Source organism: Lysobacter alkalisoli (assembly GCF_006547045.1).
In the GTDB taxonomy this organism is placed as follows: Bacteria; Pseudomonadota; Gammaproteobacteria; order Xanthomonadales; family Xanthomonadaceae; genus Marilutibacter; species Marilutibacter alkalisoli.
In genome coordinates, this window is the sequence record NZ_CP041242.1 from 2,708,489 (window position 1) to 2,730,513 (window position 22,025).

The 22,025-nt window shown below is 67.1% G+C and carries 22 protein-coding genes, 4 tRNA genes and 1 pseudogene; 9 read left to right on the forward strand and 18 right to left on the reverse strand.

Going from position 1 to position 22,025, the window contains the following annotated elements; translation table 11 throughout:
• Positions 1 to 52: 52 nt before the first annotated feature.
• The 12 genes and pseudogenes from tuf to FKV23_RS11950 all read right to left on the reverse strand — a co-directional run bounded on the left by tuf (position 53) and on the right by FKV23_RS11950 (position 9,009).
• Positions 53 to 1,243 carry an elongation factor Tu gene (gene tuf, locus FKV23_RS11895; RefSeq protein ID WP_141624039.1) on the reverse strand — a complete coding sequence of 397 codons (1,191 nt, stop codon included), beginning with the start codon at positions 1,241 to 1,243 and terminating at the stop codon, positions 53 to 55.
• Between the two features lie 101 nt (positions 1,244 to 1,344).
• A tRNA-Thr gene (locus FKV23_RS11900) sits at positions 1,345 to 1,420 on the reverse strand.
• Between the two features lie 32 nt (positions 1,421 to 1,452).
• Positions 1,453 to 1,526: transfer RNA gene (locus tag FKV23_RS11905), tRNA-Gly, on the reverse strand.
• Positions 1,527 to 1,617: 91 nt separating this feature from the next.
• A tRNA-Tyr gene (locus FKV23_RS11910) sits at positions 1,618 to 1,703 on the reverse strand.
• A gap of 117 nt (positions 1,704 to 1,820) precedes the next feature.
• Positions 1,821 to 2,911: pseudogene (gene ychF, locus FKV23_RS11915) on the reverse strand (redox-regulated ATPase YchF).
• Between the two features lie 15 nt (positions 2,912 to 2,926).
• Positions 2,927 to 3,562 carry an aminoacyl-tRNA hydrolase gene (pth, locus tag FKV23_RS11920; RefSeq protein WP_141624040.1) on the reverse strand — a complete coding sequence of 212 codons (636 nt, stop codon included), beginning with the start codon at positions 3,560 to 3,562 and terminating at the stop codon, positions 2,927 to 2,929.
• A 67-nt stretch (positions 3,563 to 3,629) separates the two neighbouring features.
• Complete coding sequence (locus tag FKV23_RS11925) at positions 3,630 to 4,283, reverse strand: 50S ribosomal protein L25/general stress protein Ctc (protein ID WP_141624041.1); 654 nt, start codon at positions 4,281 to 4,283, stop codon at positions 3,630 to 3,632.
• Positions 4,284 to 4,408: 125 nt separating this feature from the next.
• Positions 4,409 to 5,368 (reverse strand): ribose-phosphate diphosphokinase, encoded by a 960-nt coding sequence (locus tag FKV23_RS11930; protein WP_167285191.1) that lies wholly within the window; start codon positions 5,366 to 5,368, stop codon positions 4,409 to 4,411.
• Positions 5,369 to 5,477: 109 nt separating this feature from the next.
• Positions 5,478 to 5,554: transfer RNA gene (locus FKV23_RS11935), tRNA-Gln, on the reverse strand.
• A 61-nt stretch (positions 5,555 to 5,615) separates the two neighbouring features.
• On the reverse strand, positions 5,616 to 6,503 hold the full coding sequence (ispE, locus tag FKV23_RS11940; protein WP_141625179.1) for a 4-(cytidine 5'-diphospho)-2-C-methyl-D-erythritol kinase: 888 nt from the start codon (positions 6,501 to 6,503) through the stop codon (positions 5,616 to 5,618).
• 65 nt (positions 6,504 to 6,568) lie between these two features.
• Positions 6,569 to 7,258 (reverse strand): lipoprotein insertase outer membrane protein LolB, encoded by a 690-nt coding sequence (gene lolB, locus FKV23_RS11945; RefSeq protein WP_141624043.1) that lies wholly within the window; start codon positions 7,256 to 7,258, stop codon positions 6,569 to 6,571.
• Complete coding sequence (locus FKV23_RS11950) at positions 7,255 to 9,009, reverse strand: tetratricopeptide repeat protein (protein WP_141624044.1); 1,755 nt, start codon at positions 9,007 to 9,009, stop codon at positions 7,255 to 7,257. Before FKV23_RS11950 ends, lolB begins: the two co-directional genes overlap by 4 nt.
• A gap of 201 nt (positions 9,010 to 9,210) precedes the next feature.
• On the opposite strand from FKV23_RS11950, the gene hemA reads away from it, so the two are divergent.
• The 3 genes from hemA to FKV23_RS11965 all read left to right on the forward strand — a co-directional run bounded on the left by hemA (position 9,211) and on the right by FKV23_RS11965 (position 12,217).
• Positions 9,211 to 10,491: a glutamyl-tRNA reductase gene (gene hemA / locus FKV23_RS11955; protein WP_141624045.1), complete on the forward strand. Its 1,281-nt coding sequence runs from the start codon at positions 9,211 to 9,213 to the stop codon at positions 10,489 to 10,491.
• 54 nt (positions 10,492 to 10,545) lie between these two features.
• Positions 10,546 to 11,631, forward strand: coding sequence for a peptide chain release factor 1 (prfA, locus tag FKV23_RS11960; protein ID WP_141624046.1), 1,086 nt, complete (start codon positions 10,546 to 10,548; stop codon positions 11,629 to 11,631).
• Between the two features lie 121 nt (positions 11,632 to 11,752).
• Positions 11,753 to 12,217 (forward strand): GNAT family N-acetyltransferase, encoded by a 465-nt coding sequence (locus FKV23_RS11965; protein ID WP_141624047.1) that lies wholly within the window; start codon positions 11,753 to 11,755, stop codon positions 12,215 to 12,217.
• A 68-nt stretch (positions 12,218 to 12,285) separates the two neighbouring features.
• Here FKV23_RS11965 and FKV23_RS11970 read toward each other — a convergent pair whose 3' ends face one another.
• A complete protein-coding gene (locus FKV23_RS11970; protein ID WP_141624048.1) occupies positions 12,286 to 13,209 on the reverse strand; it encodes a beta propeller repeat protein in 924 nt (307 codons plus the stop codon).
• Between the two features lie 71 nt (positions 13,210 to 13,280).
• On the reverse strand, positions 13,281 to 14,201 hold the full coding sequence (locus FKV23_RS11975; protein WP_141624049.1) for a hypothetical protein: 921 nt from the start codon (positions 14,199 to 14,201) through the stop codon (positions 13,281 to 13,283).
• Positions 14,202 to 14,398: 197 nt separating this feature from the next.
• Between FKV23_RS11975 and FKV23_RS11980 the strand changes: the two genes are divergently transcribed.
• Complete coding sequence (locus FKV23_RS11980) at positions 14,399 to 15,241, forward strand: GNAT family N-acetyltransferase (RefSeq protein WP_141624050.1); 843 nt, start codon at positions 14,399 to 14,401, stop codon at positions 15,239 to 15,241.
• 7 nt (positions 15,242 to 15,248) lie between these two features.
• On the opposite strand, the gene FKV23_RS11985 is transcribed toward FKV23_RS11980, so the two are convergent.
• A complete protein-coding gene (locus FKV23_RS11985) occupies positions 15,249 to 15,725 on the reverse strand; it encodes a YciI family protein (RefSeq protein WP_141624051.1) in 477 nt (158 codons plus the stop codon).
• 170 nt (positions 15,726 to 15,895) lie between these two features.
• Here FKV23_RS11985 and FKV23_RS11990 point away from each other — a divergent pair, with 170 nt between their 5' ends.
• From FKV23_RS11990 to FKV23_RS12010, 5 genes are all read left to right on the forward strand, one after another.
• Positions 15,896 to 17,011 (forward strand): alpha/beta fold hydrolase, encoded by a 1,116-nt coding sequence (locus tag FKV23_RS11990; protein ID WP_141624052.1) that lies wholly within the window; start codon positions 15,896 to 15,898, stop codon positions 17,009 to 17,011.
• Between the two features lie 36 nt (positions 17,012 to 17,047).
• Positions 17,048 to 17,566, forward strand: a complete 519-nt coding sequence (gene moaB, locus FKV23_RS11995; RefSeq protein WP_141624053.1) for a molybdenum cofactor biosynthesis protein B — start codon at positions 17,048 to 17,050, stop codon at positions 17,564 to 17,566.
• Positions 17,567 to 17,570: 4 nt separating this feature from the next.
• Positions 17,571 to 18,365, forward strand: coding sequence for a polyphosphate kinase 2 (ppk2, locus tag FKV23_RS12000; RefSeq protein ID WP_141624054.1), 795 nt, complete (start codon positions 17,571 to 17,573; stop codon positions 18,363 to 18,365).
• A 141-nt stretch (positions 18,366 to 18,506) separates the two neighbouring features.
• The gene (locus FKV23_RS12005) at positions 18,507 to 19,133 is read left to right on the forward strand and encodes a sigma-70 family RNA polymerase sigma factor (protein ID WP_244243993.1); all 627 of its coding nucleotides are present in this window, start codon (positions 18,507 to 18,509) and stop codon (positions 19,131 to 19,133) included.
• On the forward strand, positions 19,126 to 19,779 hold the full coding sequence (locus tag FKV23_RS12010) for an NrsF family protein (protein ID WP_141624055.1): 654 nt from the start codon (positions 19,126 to 19,128) through the stop codon (positions 19,777 to 19,779). The genes FKV23_RS12005 and FKV23_RS12010 overlap by 8 nt, the downstream gene beginning before the upstream one ends.
• Before the next feature lie 61 nt (positions 19,780 to 19,840).
• On the opposite strand, the gene FKV23_RS12015 is transcribed toward FKV23_RS12010, so the two are convergent.
• The 3 genes from FKV23_RS12015 to FKV23_RS12025 are packed head-to-tail and all read right to left on the reverse strand — an operon-like array spanning position 19,841 to position 21,991.
• Positions 19,841 to 20,110 (reverse strand): acylphosphatase, encoded by a 270-nt coding sequence (locus FKV23_RS12015; RefSeq protein ID WP_141624056.1) that lies wholly within the window; start codon positions 20,108 to 20,110, stop codon positions 19,841 to 19,843.
• A 5-nt stretch (positions 20,111 to 20,115) separates the two neighbouring features.
• Positions 20,116 to 20,718 carry a TlpA family protein disulfide reductase gene (locus FKV23_RS12020; RefSeq protein ID WP_141624057.1) on the reverse strand — a complete coding sequence of 201 codons (603 nt, stop codon included), beginning with the start codon at positions 20,716 to 20,718 and terminating at the stop codon, positions 20,116 to 20,118.
• A gap of 4 nt (positions 20,719 to 20,722) precedes the next feature.
• Complete coding sequence (locus FKV23_RS12025) at positions 20,723 to 21,991, reverse strand: YihY family inner membrane protein (RefSeq protein WP_141624058.1); 1,269 nt, start codon at positions 21,989 to 21,991, stop codon at positions 20,723 to 20,725.
• Positions 21,992 to 22,025 lie beyond the last annotated feature (34 nt).

A 22,025-nucleotide genomic window follows, 5' to 3' on the forward strand; every position in this document is an offset into this window, starting at 1 on the left:
TACCCCTTTCCTTCGCAGCGCCCACCAGGCGCGACCTCACCCTTCTTGCCGATTACTTCAGGATCTTGGCAACGACGCCGGCGCCGACGGTACGGCCGCCTTCGCGGATCGCGAAGCGCAGGCCCTCGTCCATCGCCACCGGGTTGATCAGCTGCACCGCCATCTTCACGTTGTCGCCCGGCATCACCATCTCCACACCCTCCGGCAGCGTCACCGCGCCGGTGATGTCCGTGGTGCGGAAGTAGAACTGCGGACGGTAACCCTTGAAGAACGGCGTGTGACGGCCACCCTCGTCCTTCGACAGCACGTACACCTCGGCCTCGAAGTCGGTGTGCGGCGCGATCGAACCGGGCTTGCACAGCACCTGGCCACGCTCGACCTCGTCACGCTTGGTGCCGCGCAGCAGCAGGCCCGCGTTGTCGCCCGCCTGGCCCTGGTCCAGCAGCTTGCGGAACATCTCAACGCCGGTCACCGTGGTCTTGGTGGTCGGACGGATGCCGACGATCTCGATCTCGTCGCCCACCTTGATGATGCCGCGCTCGATACGACCGGTCACCACCGTGCCGCGACCCGAAATCGAGAACACGTCCTCGACCGGCATCAGGAACGCCTTGTCGATGTCGCGCTCCGGCTCCGGAATGTAGCTGTCGAGCGCCTCCACCAGCTTCAGGATCGCCGGCACGCCAATCTCCGACTGATCGCCTTCAAGCGCCTTGAGCGCCGAACCGTGGATGATCGGGGTGTCGTCGCCCGGGAAGTCGTACTTGCTCAGCAGCTCGCGGACTTCCATCTCCACCAGCTCCAGCAGCTCGGCGTCGTCCACCATGTCGGCCTTGTTCAGGAACACCACGATGTACGGCACACCGACCTGACGCGCCAGAAGGATGTGCTCGCGGGTCTGCGGCATCGGGCCGTCCGCGGCCGAGCACACCAGGATCGCGCCGTCCATCTGCGCCGCACCCGTGATCATGTTCTTCACGTAGTCGGCGTGGCCCGGGCAGTCCACGTGCGCGTAGTGGCGCGTCGGGGACTCGTACTCCACGTGCGCGGTCGAGATCGTGATCCCGCGCGCCTTCTCTTCCGGCGCCGCGTCGATCGCGTCGTATGCCTTGAACTCACCGCCGAAACGCTCCGCGCCCACCTTCGTCAGGGCCGCCGTCAGCGTGGTCTTGCCGTGGTCCACGTGGCCGATCGTGCCGACGTTCACGTGCGGCTTGGTGCGCTCGAACTTTTCTTTAGCCATGACTGTGTATCTCGCTGACGTTGTGCAGTGGATTACCGCTTTTCGTGGAAAGTCCGGCCACGGAGGGCCGGGTTCTTCGCGAATGGACCCGCGACGAATGATGGTGCTCACGACTGGAATCGAACCAGCGACCTCCTCCTTACCAAGGAGGTGCTCTACCGACTGAGCTACGTGAGCAGGTTGTTCCAGCAGGTGGCGCGTTGCAGCAATGGAGCGGGAGACGGGAATCGAACCCGCACCATCAGCTTGGAAGGCTGAGGTTCTACCATTGAACTACTCCCGCGCCGGACGACCCTGCTTGGGTACCGCACCCGGGGCTGGTAAGGCCACGGGGTCTTGCTTTCTCCTTCCATCGCCTGGACGGGGATGGAATCTGGTGGAGGGAGGTGGATTCGAACCACCGAAGGCGTAAGCCAGCAGATTTACAGTCTGCCCCCGTTGGCCGCTTGGGTATCCCTCCAAAAGAGCCCGCAATTCTGGCGCTGGCAGCTGCGGTTGTCAATGCACAATTGCAGACCGGACGAGATTTTTTTGATCGCCGCCGCCACGCGACCCGCACCAGGGCGAAAGACGGCGCTCAGACGTTGAAACGGAAGTGCAGGACATCGCCTTCCTGGACCCTGTACTCCTTGCCTTCCAGCCGCATCCGGCCGGCCTCGCGTGCACCGGCCTCGCCCTGCAGCGGATGAAGTCGTCATAGGCGATGGTCTCGGCACGGATGAAGCCCTTCTCGAAATCGGTATGGATCACTGCAGCGGCCTGCGGTGCGGTAGCGCCCTTCTTCACGGTCCATGCACGCACTTCCTTGACGCCGGCGGTGAAATAGGTCTGCAGGCCCAGCAGGGTATAGGCAGCACGGATCACCCGGTTCAGGCCGGGCTCGTCGAGGCCCAGATCGGTCAGAAACGCATCGCGATCTTCGTCGTCGAGCTGGCTCAGCTCCTCCTCGATCGCCGCGGAAACCGGCACCACCTCGGCACCCTCACCGGTCGCGCGCGCGCGCACGGCATCCAGATACGGGTTGTTCTCGAAACCGTCCTCGAGCACGTTGGCCACGTACATGACCGGCTTGAGGGTGAGCAGGAACAGATCGCGCACTGCGACCAGATCGTCCTCGGACAGGTCCAGCGCGCGGGCCGGTCGGCCGGCGTCCAGACCTTCACGGATCCGCCCCAGCACCTCGACGCGAGCCTTGGCATCCTTGTCGCCGGACTTGGCATTGCGCTCGGCGCGCTGCAAGGCCTTTTCGACCGACTCCAGGTCGGCCAGGGCCAGCTCGGTATCGATGGTGTCGATGTCCGAGATCGGGTCGACCTTGCCGGCGACGTGGACGACGTCGCCATGCTCGAAGCAGCGAACCACATGCGCGATCGCATCGACCTCGCGGATGTGGGCGAGGAACTTGTTGCCCAACCCCTCACCCTTGGCCGCACCGGCCACCAGGCCGGCGATGTCGACGAACTCCATCGCGGTCGGGATGCACTTCTGTGGCTTGACGATCTCCGACAGCGCGTTCAGGCGCGAATCGGGCACGGGCACCACGCCGACGTTCGGCTCGATGGTGCAGAACGGGAAGTTGGCCGCCGCGATACCGGCCTTGGTCAAGGCATTGAAAAGGGTCGACTTGCCGACGTTCGGCAGCCCGACGATGCCGCATTTGATGCCCATGGAGAAACCTCGGGTCTAGGATCTGGGGACTGGGGGCTGACACGTCGCCAGCCCCCAGTCCCTAGCCCCAGCCCCCTTCGGAGTGTGCAGACGCGTCATCGCATCCATGAAGTTGCCCTGCACGGCCAGCGGCATCACGTCGATGGCATCGTCGATCGCACGCAGGATCAGGGTTTCGTCATCGCCACTCGCGCGGCCGAGCACCCACGGGGTCACCCGGTCCCTGTGCCCGGGATGGCCGATGCCGACGCGAAGCCGGTGAAAACCGCCGTGCCCGATCAGGCGCATGGTGTCGCGCAGGCCGTTCTGCCCACCATGCCCACCATCGAACTTGAGCCGCACGGTACCCGGCGGCAGGTCGAGCTCGTCGTGCGCGAGCAGGGCCTGCTCCGGCTCCAGCTTCCAGAACCTCAGCGCCGCAACCACCGACTTGCCGGACAGGTTCATGAACGTGGCCGGCTTGAGCAGCCAGACCGGCTGCCCGGCGATCTCGACCCTGCAGGTCGAGCCGAACAGCTTGGAATCGACATTGAAACGCCCGCCAAACCTCTCTGCCAAGGCGTCAACAAACCAGAACCCGGCGTTGTGCCGGGTCCGGATGTGTTCGGGACCGGGGTTGCCCAGCCCGACGATGAGGCGTACGCCGGCCATCGGTTCGGATCGAAGCAGTCCGCGCCAGCCGCGGGCCCGCATGCACGGGCTCGCGGACGGAACGCGATTACTCCTGGTCCTTCTCGACCTTGGCTGCCGGCACCTCGGCCGAAGCCTCCTCGTCCGAAGCTTCCTCGACCTCGACACGACCGGCGCGGGCCACGACCACGGCGACGTCGTGCTCCTTGCCGAGCTTCAGCTCGGGGATCTCGACGCCCTTGGGCAGCTTGATCTCGGACAGGTGGATGGTCTGGCCCAGGGCCAGCTCGGACAGGTCGACCTCGATGAACTCCGGCAGGTTCTTCGGCAGGCAGCTGATCTCGACCTCGTTCATCTCGTGGGTGACGACCACGTCGGCTGCCTTGCCGGCCGGCGACTTGTCCTCGTGGATGAAGTGCAGCGGCACGCGGGTGCGCAGCGCCTGACCAGCGGTCACGCGCTGGAAGTCCAGGTGCATGATCAACTGCTTGTACGGGTGGCGCTGCATGTCACGCAGCAGGACCTGCTCGGACTTGCCGTCGATCTCGAGGTCGATGATCGAGGAGTAGAACCACTCGTGCTGGCTGGCGAGCCAGATCTTCTCGTGGTCGAGCTGGATGGACTTCGGCGCGGACTTGCCGCCGTAGACGATGGCAGGGATCACGGACGCATGACGAAGGCGGCGGCTCGCACCCTTCCCTTCATCGTTGCGGCTGCTGGCCTGGAGGCTGTGTTCGGACATTTTCTTCACTCACATTTACAACGTTGATACCGCCTCGCGGCGGTTTGGCAACTCCCCCGCGACCAGGAGAGTCGTTGTGGCGAAGGGTGAAGTCGCTGACTCCACCCTTCGCCGCTTGCTGTTCGTCAATCCACGTAAAGCGAACTGACCGATTCGCCGAACGCGATGCGACGGATCGTCTCGGCCAACAGCTCGGCGACGCTGAGCTGGCGGATCCGGCCGGTAGCACGCGCCGCCTCGGTGAGCGGAATGGTGTCGGTCACCACCAGTTCGTCGAGCTGCGACCGGGTCACGTTGTCGATCGCCGCACCCGACAGTACCGGGTGGGTGCAATAGGCGACCACCTTGGTCGCACCCTGCGCCTTCAGCGCATTGGCCGCGGCGCACAGGGTGCCGGCGGTGTCGACGATGTCATCGACCAGCACGCAGGTCTTGCCCTCGACGTCGCCGATGATGTTCATCACCGTGGCGACGTTGGCGCGCGGACGGCGCTTGTCGATGATCGCCAGGTCGGCGTCGTCGAGGCGCTTGGCGATCGCACGGGCGCGGACCACACCGCCGACGTCCGGACTGACCACGATCAGGTTGTCGGTACCATGCGCGCGCCAGATGTCGGCCAGCAGCAGCGGCGAGGCATATACGTTGTCGACCGGCAGGTCGAAGAAGCCCTGGATCTGGTCGGCGTGCAGGTCCACGGTCAGCACCCGGTCCGTGCCTACCGCGCTGAACATGCTGGCCGCGACCTTGGCCGTGATCGGCACGCGCGAGGAGCGCGGGCGGCGGTCCTGGCGGGCATAGCCGAAGTACGGCACCACCGCGGTGACAGTGGACGCCGACGCGCGCTTGAGCGCGTCGATCAGCACCAGCAACTCGACCAGATTCTCCGCGCTCGGCGCGCAGGTCGGTTGGATCACGAACACTTCCTGGCGGCGAACGTTCTCCTCGATCTCGACCTGCACCTCGCCATCGGAGAAGCGACCCACCAGGGCCTTGCCGAGGCGAATGCCAAGCTCCTTGCACACGGTCTCGGCAAGCGGGCGGTTGGCGTTGCCGCTGAACACCAGCAAGTTGCGGTCGGGTTGCACGATCGGACTCCGGCGATTGGGTGTTCGTTGAACAGTTGGGCGTTGAACTGCAGGACGCTTGACCACAAGGCCAGGCATGCGGGCAAGACCGGCCCGTAGCGGGTGGAACTGGCAGGGGCGGCAGGATTCGAACCTGCGAATGCCGGGATCAAAACCCGGTGCCTTAGGCCACTTGGCGACGCCCCTGGGGATCAAGTGGAGAGTGGAGAGGAGTGAGAAAAGAGAGAAATGCAGGCTTCACTCTTTCTCACTCCTCTCCACTCTCCCATCGCTCGAGTGCGCCCAGCAACGGCGAACGTGCCGCGCCAGCAGCGGTCCAGACCTGCATGCCCGCAGGCAGCAGCGACCTGACCCGCCCGGCTGCCGCCTCGGCCGACCCGAGAGAGTCGAACTCGACGAAGCAGCCGCTGCCCGACCCGGTCAAGTGCGGCGGACCGACCTGCGACAGCGCCCCGAACACGGCCTCCACGGCCGCCTCGCGCGCGCGCAGCACCGGCTCGAACACATTACCGAGCGGAGCACCCGAAACGAAGTCCGATATTGTCGCGGGAGCCGCATCGCGCGTCAATTCCGGGGACCGGTAAAGCTCGGCGGTCGGCGCATGCACACCGGGAGCGACAAGCAGGTAGGCCGCTGCCGGCAGATCAAGAGGGGTCAGTTGCTCCCCCACTCCCTCCGCCCAGGCATTGCGGCCACGCACGAAAACCGGCACATCGGCGCCCAGTTGCAGGCCCAGCGGCTCCAGCATGTCGCCACCCAGGCCCGTCCCCCACAGCGCATCGAGGGCCATCAGCACGGTCGCGGCATCGGTCGAGCCCCCGCCGAACCCGCCGCCTGCAGGAATACGCTTTTCGATGCGGATGTCTGCACCTTGCTTGCATTTAGCAGATTTTTGCAGCAATTTTGCCGCCCGTACCGTCAGGTCATCGGCTTCGGGCACGCCCGGCACGGAATCGCCATGGCGGACGATGCGGCCGTCGGCGCGTGGACGCAGATAGATGGTGTCGCCCCAGTCGAGCAGACGGAACACGGTTTGCAGCAGGTGGTATCCATCGGCCCGACGGCCGGTGATGTGCAGGAACAGGTTGAGCTTGGCCGGCGCCGGCCAGGCGCTCCAGCCATCGGCCTCCGGCACGCCCCAGCCGGAGGCCGGCCAGGACGGTGAAACTGAACCTCCGGTCAAGCAGGATGCGACTGCGGTCACCGGCTCGCCGCTCCGGCGGATGCTTCCATCGACAAGTTCCAGTGGTCGACCACCAGCCTGACCCGTGCCTGCGGCCCGGATACGGCCTCGCGACGAGCGTCGATCCGCCGCGGCAACACGGATGCCCCGCGATCGGCCTCCATCCCGCCACCCGCCTCCACTGGCGGCCAGCTATAGTCGATCTGCCAGCCCCCCTGGCTGAGCCGCTGCAGGCGACCATCGGCGCCGTATTCGACTTCGGCCGGTCCAGCTGCCTGCGCGCGCAGTCCGCGCACCCAGTCGCCGAGCGCCTCGACCGGGATCAGCCAGCCGGTCGCGTCGTACAACAGTTCGCTGGCGTCCGCGCCCGAACGCGGACCATCGTCCAGTCCATCCAGCTGTGCCCAGCCCGGACCGCCGCTCAGGCGCCAACCCTGACGGGTGACCGGGGCGCTGAGCTCGACGGTGAAAGCATGGCCGTCCTGACGCCAGTCGACCCGGCCACTGCCGCCATTACGGTCGACCGACATCGCGATCCGGCCCTGCAGGCCCCAGTCCGGCTGCGCGCGCAGCGCCTGTTCGCGCGCCAGCTGGCGAGCTTCGGCGGCGGCCAGCAACTCCGGCGGCAACGGCGAGCGCACCGGCCGGGAGGTACACGCCACCAGCAACACGGCGCAGGCCGCGACCGCCAGAAAACGCAGGCTCATGGCAGCGCCTCATCGTCGGGCTCGCCGGTCTCCGGCACGTCCGCCGGCAACCCGACGGCCTCCAGCGCGCGCCGCAGCGAGCGGTTCTCAGGATCGATCGTGCGTGCCTTGTCGAAGATCCGCCGCGCTTCATCACGCTCGCCCATCACCCACAGCACCTCGGCCAGATGGGCGGCGATCTCGGCGTCCTCCATCATCGACAGTGCGCGGCGCAACTCGATCACTGCCTCCTTGTTGCGGCCCAGCCGGTACAGCACCCAGCCATAGCTGTCGATGATGGCGGCGTTGTCCGGCTCGGCGGCGCGGGCGCGGTTGATCAGCTCCAGCGCCTCCTGGTAGCGGTCGGTGCGGTCGGCCAGGGTGTAACCGAGCGCATTGAGTGCGGCGGTGCTTTCGGGGTCTATCACCAGGATCTTGCGGAAGTCGGCCTCGGCACGGGGAATGTCGTCGCGGCGCTCCCAGGCCAGGGCGCGGGCGTAGAGGATTTCCGGGTCGTCCGGGAATGCCGCAAGACCGCGAGCGAAAGTATCGAGCTCGCCGGCATCGTCCTTGTCGCGCTGGCGCAATACGGCCTCGAACAGGTAGGCATCGCGGCGGGCATCGTCGGGAACCGCGGCATCGGCCTGCATGTCGCGCAGGGTCGCGTAGGCTTCGTCGCCACGCTCCAGCTCATGCAGCACGTTGGCGCTGCGCAGACGGGCCTGCCAGCGTTGCGGCCCGCCGGGCACGCCGGCATACCAGTCCAGAGCTTCGTCGTGGCGTTCGAGGAACTCGGCGATCTGGCCGAGCAGCAGGCGCCGGCGCGGATCGGGGCGGGCCGCACCCTCACTCAGTTCATCGTAAAGCCCGGCCAGCGCCTGTTTGTCTTCGGCCCGGGCCAGCAACGAGGCGCGGATGGCATAGGTCTGCTCATCCTGCGGGCCCTGCGCCAGGGTCTGTTCGGCCCGTAACAGGTCACCGAGGCGTTCGTACTCATTGGCCAGACTCTGCCGCAGCAATGGCCCCTGGGCGGTGGGGTCGATGCCATCAAGCATCATGCGGGCCTCTTCATCCTTGCCCGCCTCGCGCAGTTGGCCGGCGCGCAGCAGCGCCACCCGCGGTTCGCCCGGGAAGCGATCGATCAGCCTGACCACGATGTTCTCGACCAGTTCCGGCGAATCCAACCGCAATGCCAGCCCGCCGAAAGCCATCCAGGCATCGAGCACCTGCGGAAGGCGATTGCGGCGGACCAGGTAGTCGAGCACGCGCGCACTCAGGCGCGGGTCGTGGCTGCCGGTGGCGAGCACGCCGAAGGCCTGACGCCAGCCGTCTGAGCCGGGCTGGGCCAGCAGCTCGGACAGCTCGCGGCGGGCGGCACGCTCGTTGCCCTTGCGCAGCGACAGCGCGGCCTGGGCGGAGAGCACGCCGCTCCCCTCACCTCCCAGCCGGCGCCACAGGTCCAGCGCCGCGGCGGTACTTTCGTCGTCCTTGGCCAACAGCGCGACGCGGGTGGCGCGCTCGGCCAGCGCAGGATCGCGGGTATCGCGGGCGGCCTGCAGGTACCAGCCGGCCGCCTCCTCCAGGCGTCCGCTCTGGATAGCGAATTCGGCAGCCATCAGCGGCTCGAGCGCCTGTACCACCGGGTCGTCGCTACGGCCGGGTGGAGTCAGGGCGACACGCTCAACCAAAGGTTCGGGCGGCGCGGCCACGGCAGGCACGAACACCCCCGACAGGGCAAGAATGAGCAGACTGGAACGGATCGGGTGGGTCAAGTGGCGAGTCCCATGGATTGCGACGTGAGAGGCGACATGGCTGCAAGCTCAACGCCCTGTGACGGCCGATATCGGCTGCAGGACGCTTCGCCGCTGCGAGGCCGGTAGAATGTCGGCCGGCAGCCAGCTTATCGCAAGCACCTGAACGGGAAAGCCGGCACGGCGCCATCGTGCCGCTCGCCCCCCTCTGTGAGACCTCACGTGAGTTTGTACGTCCTCGGCATCAATCACCAGACCGCGCCCGTGTCGCTGCGCGAACGGGTGGCGTTTGCCGGTGATGCGGTGCCGAAGGCGCTCACCACCCTGCGCAGACTGCCGGGCGTACACGAGGCGGCCCTCCTCTCGACCTGCAATCGCACCGAGCTGTATGCGGTCATCGAGGGAGACGGCAACATACTGGCCGACTGGCTGGCCACTCATTCCGACGACGGCACCGATCTGCATGGCTATCTGTACCGCCACACCGATGCCGAAGCCGTGCGCCACCTGTTCCGGGTCGCGACCGGGCTCGATTCGCTGGTCCTCGGCGAGCCGCAGATCCTCGGCCAGGTGAAGGAGGCCTGGTCCATCGCACGCACGGCCGGCAGCCTCGGCAACCAGCTCGATCGGCTGTTCCAGCAGACATTCTCGACCGCCAAGCGCGCCCGCACCCACACCCGCATCGGCGCCAACCCGGTTTCGGTGGCCTCGGCCGCGGTTCGACTGGCGCAGGAATCCTTCGCCCGGCTGGAAGATTCCACGGTGCTGCTGATCGGTGCCGGCGAGACGATCGAACTGGCCGCGCGCCACCTGACCCAGGCCAGGGCCCGTCGTCTGCTGGTCGCCAATCGCACTCTCGCCCATGCGCAGGACCTGGCCAGCCGCCACGGTGGCGTCGCCCTGCCACTGGCCGAACTCGACAAGCACCTGCATGAGGCCGACATCGTGTTCTCGGCCACCGCGGCACAGCAGCCGATCCTGTACAAACCACAGGCCATCGCCGCACTGGCCCACCGCAAGCATCGGCCGATGCTGCTGCTCGACCTGGCGGTGCCACGCGACATCGCCGCCGATGTCGCCGAACTGCAGGACATCTACCTCTACACGGTCGACGACCTGGAGCGCACCATCGAGGACAACCGCCGCAGCCGGCGCGAGGCCGCCGACGAAGCCGAGGCGATCATCGACCTGCAGGTCGCGCGTTTCGTCGAGACGATCACCGCCAGCACCCGCACCGAACCGCTCAAGCGCCTGCGAGCGCATGGCGAGGCGGTGAAAGAAGACGCCTTGGCCCGCGCCCGTCAGCAGCTCGCCAGCGGCGACGACCCGGCGGAGGTGCTCGACCGCCTCGCCCACGGCCTGACCAACAAGTTGCTGCACGCGCCGACGGTCGCGCTGCGCGAGGCCGCGCTCAGCGGCGATGCCGAACTGGGCCGCGCGGTCGACAAGCTGTTCCCGCAAGACGAGTGGAGAGTGGAGAGGAGTGAGAAACGAGAGAAGTAGCACGGTCTTCGCTTCCACTCTTTCCTCACTCCTCTCCACTCTCTACTTGCTCTCATGCTCCCTTCCCTGCGCTACAAACTCGAAGCCCTGGTCGAACGCCGCGAGGAGCTCGAGCGCCTGCTCTCCGACCCCGACGTGATCGGCGACGCGAAACGCTTCCGCAACCTCTCGCGCGAGTTCGCCCAGCTCGAGCCGGTCGCCACCGCGCTCGCCGACGAGACGCAGGCCAGGGCCGACCTCGTCACCGCCGAGGCGATGCGTGGCGATGCCGAACTGCGCGACCTCGCCGAGGAGGAGATCGCGGCCGCGACCGCGCGACTGGAGCGACTCGACCGCGAACTGCTCGCCCACCTGGTGCCGAAGGACCCGCGCGACGACGGCGACCTCTATCTCGAAGTCCGTGCCGGCACCGGCGGCGACGAGGCGGCGATCTTCGCCGGCGACCTGTTCCGCATGTACTCGCGCTACGCCGAGCGGCAGGGCTGGCGGATCGAGGTCGAATCGGCCAACCCCGGGGAGCACGGTGGCTTCAAGGAGGTCATCGCACGCATCGAGGGCCAGGGTGCGTATTCGAAACTGAAGTTCGAATCCGGCACCCATCGTGTGCAGCGCGTGCCGGAAACCGAGTCGCAGGGCCGCATCCATACTTCGGCTGCGACCGTGGCGATCATCCCGGTCGAGCCCGAGGGTGAGCCGATCGTGATCAGCCCGGCCGACCTCAGGGTCGACACGTTCCGCTCCAGTGGTGCGGGCGGCCAGCACGTCAACAAGACCGACTCGGCGATCCGCATCACCCATCTGCCCAGCGGCATCGTGGTCGAGAGCCAGACCGAGCGCAGCCAGCATGCCAACCGCGACAAGGCGATGAAGCGCCTGCAGGCGATGCTGGCCGAGGCGCAAGCCGCGCAGGCCGCCGCCGCCCAGGCCGAGACCCGCAAGCTGCAGGTCGGCAGCGGCGACCGCAGCCAGCGCATCCGCACCTACAACTTCCCGCAGGGCCGGATCACCGACCACCGCGTCGAAGGCCTCACCCTGTACGACCTGCCCAACATCGTCGAAGGCGACCTCGATGCGCTGGTCGAGCGCCTGCAGGCCGAGCACCAGGCCGACGAGCTGGCCCGCCTGACTGCGGGAGAGTGAGCATGCGTGTTCCGCCGTCGTCCCGGCGAAAACCGGGATGCGGCTGCCGGCAAGCACGGCGTGGCCACATCGGCGCCACAGTGCCAGAATCGAGCCTCGCCGCACTTAGCACGCACCGCATATGACGCTCACGATCCGCCGCGCCACGCTCAACGATCTGGATGCCCTGGCCCCACTGTTCGCCGCCTACCGCTGCTTCTACAGCCAGGCGCCGGACCTGGCGCTGGCGCGCGGATTCCTGCAGGCGCGGCTGCAACGCGGCGAGTCGGTGGTGTTCCTCGCCGGCCTCGATGGAGCACCTGCCGGCTTCACCCAGCTCTATCCGATGTTCTCCTCGGTACGCGCGGCCCGGGTGTGGGTGCTCAACGACCTGTTCGTCGACAGCGCCGCGCGCCAGCATGGCGTGGCCCGTGCCCTGTTGCGGGCCGCGGCGGATTTCGCCCGTGCCGACGGTGCGATCCGGCTGGAGCTGGAAACCACGCCGGACAACCTCGCCGCACAGACGCTTTACGAGGACCAGGGCTGGCAGCAGTACGACGGCACCTTGCGCTACCACCTGCCGCTGGCGACGACCGCCACAGCATGAGCGACCCGCGCCCCGTCCTGCGCCAGCGCTCGCGCCCGACGAGCCGCAACTGGCCGCCTGCCTGATCGTCAGTAGATGCGGGTCCATTCGGTGCCATCGAACTGCACCACGTCCTGGGCACCTATCGACCACAGCACGCCGTCGGCGGCACTGAGGTGATGACAGGTCGAAGGGATGTCGCAATCGCCGAAGTCGACCGGGACCAGCCGTCCGTCGACCAGCCGGTACAGCATCTCCATGGTCGACAGGTACAGGCTGCCGTCGAACCAGGCCAGCCCCCAGATATCCTCTTCGGTCGCGCCATGGTCGATCAGGCGCCACTGGTTTCCGCGCCCGGCGACCAGGACGCCCTCGCTGCCGGCGGCGTAGACGGTTCCGTCCGGCGCGCACACGACCTTGTACAGCGCCAGCCCGGTCGGGCTGTCGGCCTGTTGCCACTGCGTGCCGTCGAACGTCCAGATCTCGCCTTCCCAGCCGACGGTGTAGATCTCGCAGGTCGAATAACCGTCGACCGACTCGAAGCTGCGTTCGAGCAGCTCGTCGGAATCGTCGTCGCCCCAGATGTCCAGGCGCGTCCAGCGGCAGGGAGCATCGCGGCGGTACAGCTGGCGACAGGTGCCGGCGGCGTACAGCATGCCGCCCGATGCGTCGTCGGCGATCGCCCTCAGCTCACGGATGTAACCGCGCGTCGACGGCGGCGGCAACGCCGGGTCGAACATCTCCTCCGAAACCTCTCCGCCGCCGCACATCCAGCTGCCGCTTCCCTTGCGTTCCATCAGCACGAACTTCTCCTCCGGCAACTGGCAGACCGCCGCCGAGCCGGCCAGCCAGTCGAGGTCGTCTCCGCCCCAGTCGCCTTGGTCGATCGTGATCACGCGGGTATGCGCGACCCCCTCCTCGATCAGCGCGTCGTCAGTCGCCAGCAGGTAGGCCAGATCGTGGTAGCGGACCACGCCGCCAATGATGCTGTGGCCCTCGAGAAATCCTTCCATCGGCAACGCTCTCCAATCGATTCAGGTCAAATATTCGATACACGCAAGCTGCGCCCTGGCAGGCCTGACGGCTAGTCGATGCGCCGCCAGCGACGGCCGTCACAGGCGAACACGTCCTTGGCGGCGATGCTCCACAGCACGCCGTCGGCGGCACTGAGGTGGAAACAACGCCCCGGGCGATCCTTGCCAAAGTCGACCGGCTGCAGCCGACCCTGCCGCAGGGTATGGAGGCCATCGGCGCTGGCGACGTACAGGACGTCCTGGAACCAGGCCAGGCTCCAGAAATCGTCGTCGGATCCGTCATGCGCGATGGCCTCCCACTGCGTCCCCCGGCCGCGCAACAGGGTTCCGGCCTGCCCGCAGGCATAGACATGGCCATCGCCCGCGCAACACAACGCGGTCAGCACCTTGTCGGTGGGGCTGTCGGCCTGGACCCAGCGTTTGCCGCCGTAGTGCCAGATCTCGCCGTCCAGGCCGACCGCATGGAGATCCTTGCGGTCGAAACCGGCGATGGCCTCGAAGCCGACGACATGCGTATCGCCCACCGCCGGCCTGGCGCCAGTGTCCATCGCCCGCCAGTCGTCGACATCGTGGCGGCGGTAGACCTGACGGTCGGCACCACAGGCATAGGCGACGCCGTCGACCGCGCAGACACCGCGGATCGGGCCGCGGCCGCCGATCGCCTTCGCACCATTGGGTAACTGCTCTTCGTGGGTGTCGCCCGAACCGATGCAGATGACCTGACCACCGGCACCGACGAACAGCGCTTGCTCGAGCGGCTCATGGACCAGGGTGGCGGCGACGACGGCCCATGGCTGGATATCCTCATCGTCATCATCGACCCGCCAGGTACCGGCATCCCACTCGGTGACGTAGGTGTGCGACTGGCGCCGCGCCTGCATTTCGTCGGATACGGAGGCGATATAGGCCAGGTCGTGGTAACGGACGACGCCGGTCACGTGGGAAAACAGGTCCGACCATCGTTTCGTCATGCGGAGTCCATTCGTATCGATGCCGCCCTCTCCGTCGACGGGGCATGCGGAATCGGTGGCGGGTTATGGCGACGGATTATCACCTGACATCGGCACGGCCTGCCAATAGTGTTCAACCGATCCGCGCAGGCAGTTAACGCTCTCCGATGCCGTCCGTGGCACGATCCGGCCAGCCGCCACGCATGCAGGGATATACGATGGAAATCAGGAACGCGCGGGAGGCCGAGCTCGACCATCTGGCAGCGCTCTGGCACGACGGCTGGCAGGATGCCCACGCACGGATCCTGCCCGCGGAACTGGCCCGCCACCGGACGCTCGAGAGCTTCCGGCAGCGTTTGCAGGCGGCGCTGGACGAGGTGCGCGTGGCGGGTGCGCCCGGGCAACCGCTCGGGTTCTGCATCACCCGGGGCGATGAGCTGTACCAGCTGTACGTGTCGGCGGACGCGCGCGGCTCCGGCATCGCGGCGGCGCTGCTGGCCGATGCCGAGGAACGCCTGGGTGCGCGTGGTGTGACGACGGCCTGGCTCGCCTGCGCGATCGGAAACGCACGGGCCGCCCGGTTCTACGAAAAGCAGGGCTGGCATCGGATGGGCACAATGACCAGCCAATTGCCGACGCCGGACGGGCCATTCCCGCTCGAGGTCTGGCGGTACGAAAAGCCACTGTGCGCGGCATCGCGCCCCGCCGTCGGCGTGGCCCATGTAGTGATGGAGACGGACCGGATGGAAGCCACGGCCCGGCTCATGCGCATCATCGGCATGCGCCCGATCTTCGACGGGCCCGAGGTGTCGGTTTACGAACTGCGCGGTGGCACCCACCTGATCCTGATGCGGAAAGACACGGTCGCGCCAGGCGACGCCGCTTTCGACCTGATGGTCGACGACCTCCACACGACCCATGCGCGGTTCACGTCCGAGGGGCTGAAGCCGTCGCCCATCGAAGCCCGCCCCGCCATCGACCACGAAGTCTTCACCGTCCGCGAGCCGGCGGGACACCTCATCACCTTCTTCTCGAGCCACACGTCCGGGAAGCCGGTGTGAAGCGGAGCTACATGCCTTTCCTCGCGATCTTCCCGTGCACCTCGTTGACCTGCATCAAGGCGGCCGAACCATAGTACTTGTGGTACTCGGCGATCATCTCGCCGTTCTGGATGACCGGATCGGTGGCGACCAGCTCTTTCGCGGTCTCGATGTCGTCGACGGCGAGGACGAACAGGCCGCGCCAGCCGTCGACGCCGTCCAGCGGACCGGCGACGGCCAGCCTGCCCTCGGCGGCGAGCCGTGCCATGTTGGCGAAGTGGCCCTTGAACATCGCATCGCGCGCCTCGCCTTTCGGCACCGGGGTCGGGCCGGACTTCAGGATCACCAGCACGTAACCGCGCATGCCGTAGTCGTCGGCGCCGAGGGATTCGGCCAGTTCGGCGTCGTAGCCGGGCGGCGCGACTTCATCCGCGGGTTCCTGCGCGAAGGCACCGAAGGCCAGCGACTGGCAGGCGACGAGCAGGAAGGCTTTGGCCCAATGCATGGCGGCACTCCGTGGTTGACGTGTGTGGGCGATCGTACGCCTGCGCGACGATTCGTGCCGGGTGGCATTGCGGCCCGGCACCGACACGCAACGCGCTGCCCCCGCATCGTCCCGGGTCACCGTGACCTTCCGCAGGGTTTCGCCGGCCGCGCGACACGTAGGATGGCCACATGAAAACCGCCGTGTTCAGCCTCATCCTTGCCACCCTCGCTTTCACCACCAACATCCGTGCGCAGGACTGTCCGGATGTCGCGCCGTACGCACCAGCGCGCGAGATCATCGAGGACCTCAACCACATCGTCGCGCCGAACGGGGTGCAGGAGGCCTATACAACCGACATCGGCGGCATCCCGCAATACATCAACGTGCGCGGACAGGACCGCGACAACCCGGTGATCCTGTTCGTGCACGGCGGACCGGCATCGCCGGTCACGCCGAGCCTGTGGCAGTTCCAGCGCCCACTGGAGGAGTACTTCACCATCGTCAATTGGGACCAGCGCGGCGCCGGAAAAACCTTCAACCTGATCGAGCCGGACCGCATCGCCGACACGATCGAGATCCCGCGCTACATCGACGACGCGATCGAGGTCGCCGAGCACATCCGCGAGCGGTACGGCCAGCGCAAGCTGATCCTGATGGGGCACAGCTGGGGCACCATCGTCGGCATGGGCGCGGCACTGAAGCGGCCGGACCTGTTCCATGCCTACGTCGGCATCGGCCAGGTCATCAACGTGCAGGAGAATGAGCGGATCAGCTTCGACTACGCGCTGGAGCAGGCGCGCGAGCACGGCAACACCAAGGCAATCGAGGCACTGGAAGCGATTGCGCCCTACCCCGGCGACACCCCGCTGACCCGCGACCGCATCGTCACCGCACGGATATGGGCGCAGCACTACGGCGGCATGAGTGCGTTCCGCGACGAGACCAACCTCTATTTCTACCGCGCCGGCCGGCTGTCGCCGGACTACGAGGCCGCCGACGTCTGCGCGATCAACCGCGGCAACATGTTCACCCTCGGCCGCATCCTCGACGCCTTCCTGAAGGTCGATTACACCGGCGTGACCGAGTTCCCGATCCCGGTGGTGATGTTGATGGGCCGCCACGACTACACCTCCCCGTCGCAACCGACCGCTGACTGGCTGGACCGGGTAAAGGCGCCGTACAAGCGCGGCATATGGTTCGAGCGCTCGGCGCACATGATGCCGTGGGAAGAACCGGGCAAGACCCTGGTCAGCCTGCTGGAGACAGTGCGGCCCATCGCGGTCGAAGGTGATGCGGAGCAGTGAGCCCCCTGCCACGCCGGATCGGTTAGGCTCGCCACCATGACCGCCGCCACCGACTTCAAACCTCTGAACCTGTGCGTGTTGACGGTTTCCGACAGCCGCACGCCCGACAACGACACTTCCGGCGACTACCTTGCCGGAGCATTGGCCGAAGCCGGCCACCACCTCGCCGGCCGCGCCCTGCTGCCGGACGACAAGTACCGACTGCGCGCACAGGTCTCGCAGTGGATCGCCGACGATGGCGTCGACGGCATCCTGGTCACCGGCGGTACCGGCTTCACCGGCCGCGACTCGACCCCGGAAGCGCTGCTGCCGTTGCTGGACAAGCAGATGGACGGCTTCGGCGAACTGTTCCGCGCGATCAGCTTCGATGAAATCGGCACCTCGACCCTGCAGTCGCGGGCGTTCGCGGGGCTGGCCAACGGCACCTTCGTGTTCGCGCTGCCCGGCTCGACCTCGGCTTGCCTCACCGGCTGGGAAAAGATCATCCGCGCCCAGCTCGATGCGCGCACCAGGCCGTGCAATCTCGCCAACCTGCGTCCGCGACTGAAGGAATGACAGCATGGGCCAGCCCGGGAGAAGCAAGCTGAAGAAGAAGGAATACGAGAAGGCGGTCGAGTCGCTGCAGCTGGAGCTGGCCTCGGTCGTGCGCTGGCTTCAGCACACCGGCAAGCGCCTGCTGGTAATCCTGGAGGGCCGCGATACCGCCGGCAAGGGGGGCGTGATCGGCGCGATCAGCGACCATCTCAACCCGCGCCAGTGCCACACCGTCGCCTTGCCGAAACCCAGCGAACGCGAAAGCACGCAGTGGTACTTCCAGCGCTACGTACCGCACCTGCCGGCCGCAGGCGAGATCGTGCTGTTCGACCGCAGCTGGTACAACCGTGCCGGGGTGGAGAAGGTGATGGGCTTCGCCACCGATGAACAGGTCAGGCTGTTCCTGAAGCAGGCACCCGTGTTCGAGAAAATGCTGGTCGATGACGGCATTCTGCTGTTCAAGTACTGGCTGTGCTGCGATCAGGAGAAGCAGGAAGAACGCTTCGGTGAACGGCTCGACGACCCGCTCAAGCGCTGGAAGCTGTCGCCGATCGATCTCAAGGCACGCGAGCGCTACGACGCCTACACGCAGGCACGCGAGGCGATGCTCGAGGCCACCCACACAAAACACGCGCCGTGGGCCCTGGTCGACTTCAACGACCAGAAGCGCGGTCGGCTGACCCTGATCCGCGACCTGCTCGACCGCCTGCCCGACCGCGAGGTACCCATGTCGGAAATCGAGTACCCGCCACTGGAGCGTGAACCGCTGAAGGAGCGGTACGGTGTATTGAAGCCGCTGGAGGATTACGGCACGGAATGATGCCCCGCCATCATCGCGCACGGGGGGGGTGGCGGACACCCGGATGGCCTGTTGCGGGCCCCGGCGTAACTTTTCCAGCCCTCCGCCCGAAATGGCGTCATCATGGGCAACATCGTTCCCTTCCGGACATCTTCACCCGCGATGTCCCCTGAATCGCCTCCGGCCGACCCGCCTGCGCGGGACGGCGACAGCAGCCATGCCGACGCCGAGCCGTGGGAGCGGCTGATGGCACGCGCGCAGGATGGCGACCGGGTCGCGTACCACTCGTTGCTGCAATCGATCACGCCATACGTGCGGGCGATCGCCCGGCGCCATCTCGGCCCCGGCGAGGATACCGAGGATGCGGTGCAGGAGATCCTGCTGGTCGTGCACGGCATCCGCCACACCTATGAGCGCGGGCGGCCGTTCAAGCCATGGCTGGGCACCATCGCCAGCCGTCGCTGCATCGACCTGCTGCGCAAGCGTTCGTACCGTACCCGGCACGAATTCAACGCTTCCGACGCACTGCCGGAACCTGCCGACATCGGTATCGACGATCCGCTCGACGAAGCCGCGCGGGAACAATCGGCCCAGACCATACGCGAGGCTGTCGACGCACTGCCCGAGCGCCAGCGTGAAGCGGTGCGGCTGCTGCGGCTGAAGGAACTTTCGCTTGCCGAGGCCGCCGCCGACAGCCATCAGAGCCGCGGCGCGCTCAAGGTCGCGTACCACCGCGCGCTGAAATCGCTGCGACGGGCGATGGGCCAACCGGATAGCCGCCATGACTGACACCCACCGTCTCATCGATCATCTTGCCTCGCGTGGCAACCGCGTACGCCCACTGGCCCCGCCCCTGCGACGGACACTGTTGTGGCTGCTGCTGGCCGGACTGGTGCTGGCCATCGTCGTCGCCATCAGCGGCCTGAATCCGAGCGCGCTGCAGGCTCCATTCGCGCGGCTGGAATGGCTGGCCAGCCTGCTGGTCGGCGTGCTCGCGGCCTACGCGACCTTCCAGGTGAGCGTGCCTGGCCGCTCACCGCGCTGGGCCTGGCTGCCGCTGCCTGCGCTGGCACTGTGGCTGGCCGGGATCGGCTGGGGCTGTCTGCAGGAAGCGGCGCAACTGGGCCCCGCCGCCCTGGTCATGCACGCCACCAGCGCCGAGTGCGCACGGGCGATTGCGATGGTCAGCATTCCGCTGGTGCTGGTGATGTTGCTGCTGGTACGCCATGCGGGCGCGGTGCGACCGGTCACGACCGCGCTGCTGGCCACGCTCAGCACCGCCGCGCTGGCCTCGGCCGGGGTCGGGCTGATCCACGAAGGCGAGACCATGCTGATGGTGCTGCTGTTCCACTTCGGCATGGTGGCGGTGCTGTGCGGGCTCAGCCTGCTGCTTGGGCGGCGGCTGTTCGCATGGATCGGATACGCATCGCGGTGAAGACCTCCTAGCACTCAGGCCGGGAGGCCTGCGCTGGAGCCTCGCTGAAGACGGTCCAGGCTCAACCGATGGTGAAACCCGGGCCTGCACCCTGCTCATCGGCAGGCTCGCGTTGGACCGACGTCACCCGGGCCAACGGCGGGCCGTGCCGCAGCCACGTCTCCAGGGCGTCGATCGCATCGGCCTCACCGACCGCCAGCACCTCGACCCGGCCATCGTCGAGATTGCGTGCATGGCCGCTCAGGCCCAGTGCCCCGGCCTGCTCGCGGGTGGAGGCACGGAACCAGACGCCCTGTACCTTGCCCTCGACCCGGAAACGCGCCGCTGCCATGACGTCTATCCCTGCGGCCCGACCCCGGCGGTCTCGCCGGCACGGGCAATCGCCGCTTCGATGTCGCGTGCGGTGACGGGCCCAAGGAAACGCTCGGCGACACGACCGTCCGGGGCGATCAGGTAGGTCATCGGCAGCCCCCGAGGAGTCTCGAAATCCGCCGGAGGATCGTAGGTGTCGATGATCGCGATCGGATACACGACCGGGTGCTTCTCGAGGAAGCTGCGCATCTCGCCGACCTCGATCTCCTCGTAGGCCAGGCCGATGACCTCGATGTGCTCGCGCATCGCGTCGAGCGCGGACAGTTCCGGCATCTCCTTCAGGCAGGGCTTGCACCAGGTCGCCCAAAAATTCACCACTACCCAACGACCGCGATGATCGGCCAGGTCGTAGGGCTGGCCTTCGACCGTGGTGACCCTGAGCCTGGGTCGCTCCGGATCACCGGCAGGCTCCGTCCGCTCCGCGGTCTCGTCGACGGTCGCCGCCGCCGTCGGCTCATCCACATCGGCCGGCGCAACCTGTTCGCGCTTGCAGGCCGCCAGTGCGCACAGCAACAGGGCTGTCAGCAGGGCCGTCCCGAGCGGTCCTCGTAACGGGCGATCGAACATCGGATCAGTCCTCCTTCTCGCCATGGATCGAACCCACACGGCGCTTCAGCAGTTCACGCAAGGGCAGTCGCAATTCGTCGATCGCGGCCATGACCTCGCGGCCGAGTGCATCGTCGCATGAAGGCAGGTGGGCCTCGGCCACCGGAATGCGCAGCTGACAGCCTTCATACAGGTCGGCCAGGCTCAGGCGGTCGAGATCGCGCGAGAGCAGCCACTCGCCAGTCTCGGCCCTGCGCACCACGCCCATGGCATCCAGTTGACCGAGCATCTGCTGCACCAGGTCGTCGGTCAGGATCGGTTCCAGTGCCAGGATCTGGTCACTGTGCAGGCCACGACCGTCCCTGCGCGCATCCTCGAAACGGCCGAGCAGGCGCAGCAGACCGTAGACCTCGTACCCCTCCGGCAGGCGCAGGCGAACCGGCTGGTAGCGGAAGGCCGAGATCGCCGAGGCCACCGACGCGCCCAGCAGCACCGACACCCAGGCCAGGTAGATCCAGACCAGGAAGATCGGCAGGAAGGCCAGCGCGCCATAGATCCTCGAATAGGCATTGAAACTGCCCAGGTACAGGCTGAAGCCCCACTTGATCAGTTCGAACAACACCATCGCGATGAAGGCGCCGGCCAGCGCGTGCCGCCAGTGCACGGTGCGATGAGGGACGACGCGGTAGATCGCGGTGAATGCGAGCAGTTCGAGCAGCATCGGCGACAGCCACAACGCCAGTCCCTGCAGCGCGTGGCCGGTCCCTGTGCTGAAGATCGACAACGCGAACAACCGCGCCGACAACGCGAAACTGGCCGCGGCCACGATCGCGCCGAGGGTCAGTACGGTCCAATAGACCATGAACCGGGTCAGCTGCGGCCGTGCCGACTTGACCCGCCAGATCCGGTTGAAGGTCGCCTCCACCCCATTGAGGGTGATCAGCAGCGACACCACCAGGCCGATCACGCCGGCAGCGGTGAGATGGCCGACATTGGTCGACAGGTCGCGCAGGTAGTCGGCGACCGAACTGGCCGCGTGGGGGACGAAGTTGGTGAAGATGTACCCGGTGAGCTGCTCGCTCCAGGTCGAGAACACCGGGAACGCCGACAGCACCCCGAACACCACCATCGACAACGGCACCAGTGCGAACACGGTGGTGTATGCCAGTGCGCCGGCGGACTGGAACAGGTTGTCCTCGAGCATGCGGCGGCCGACGAAGCGGGCGAAGGCGATGTTGCGTGCCTTGTCGCGCAGGCGTTCGTGCAGCAGGTTCAGGGAATCCAGGGCAGCCATGAGCCGCGAGCGTAACCGATGCAGGGGCAGCTTG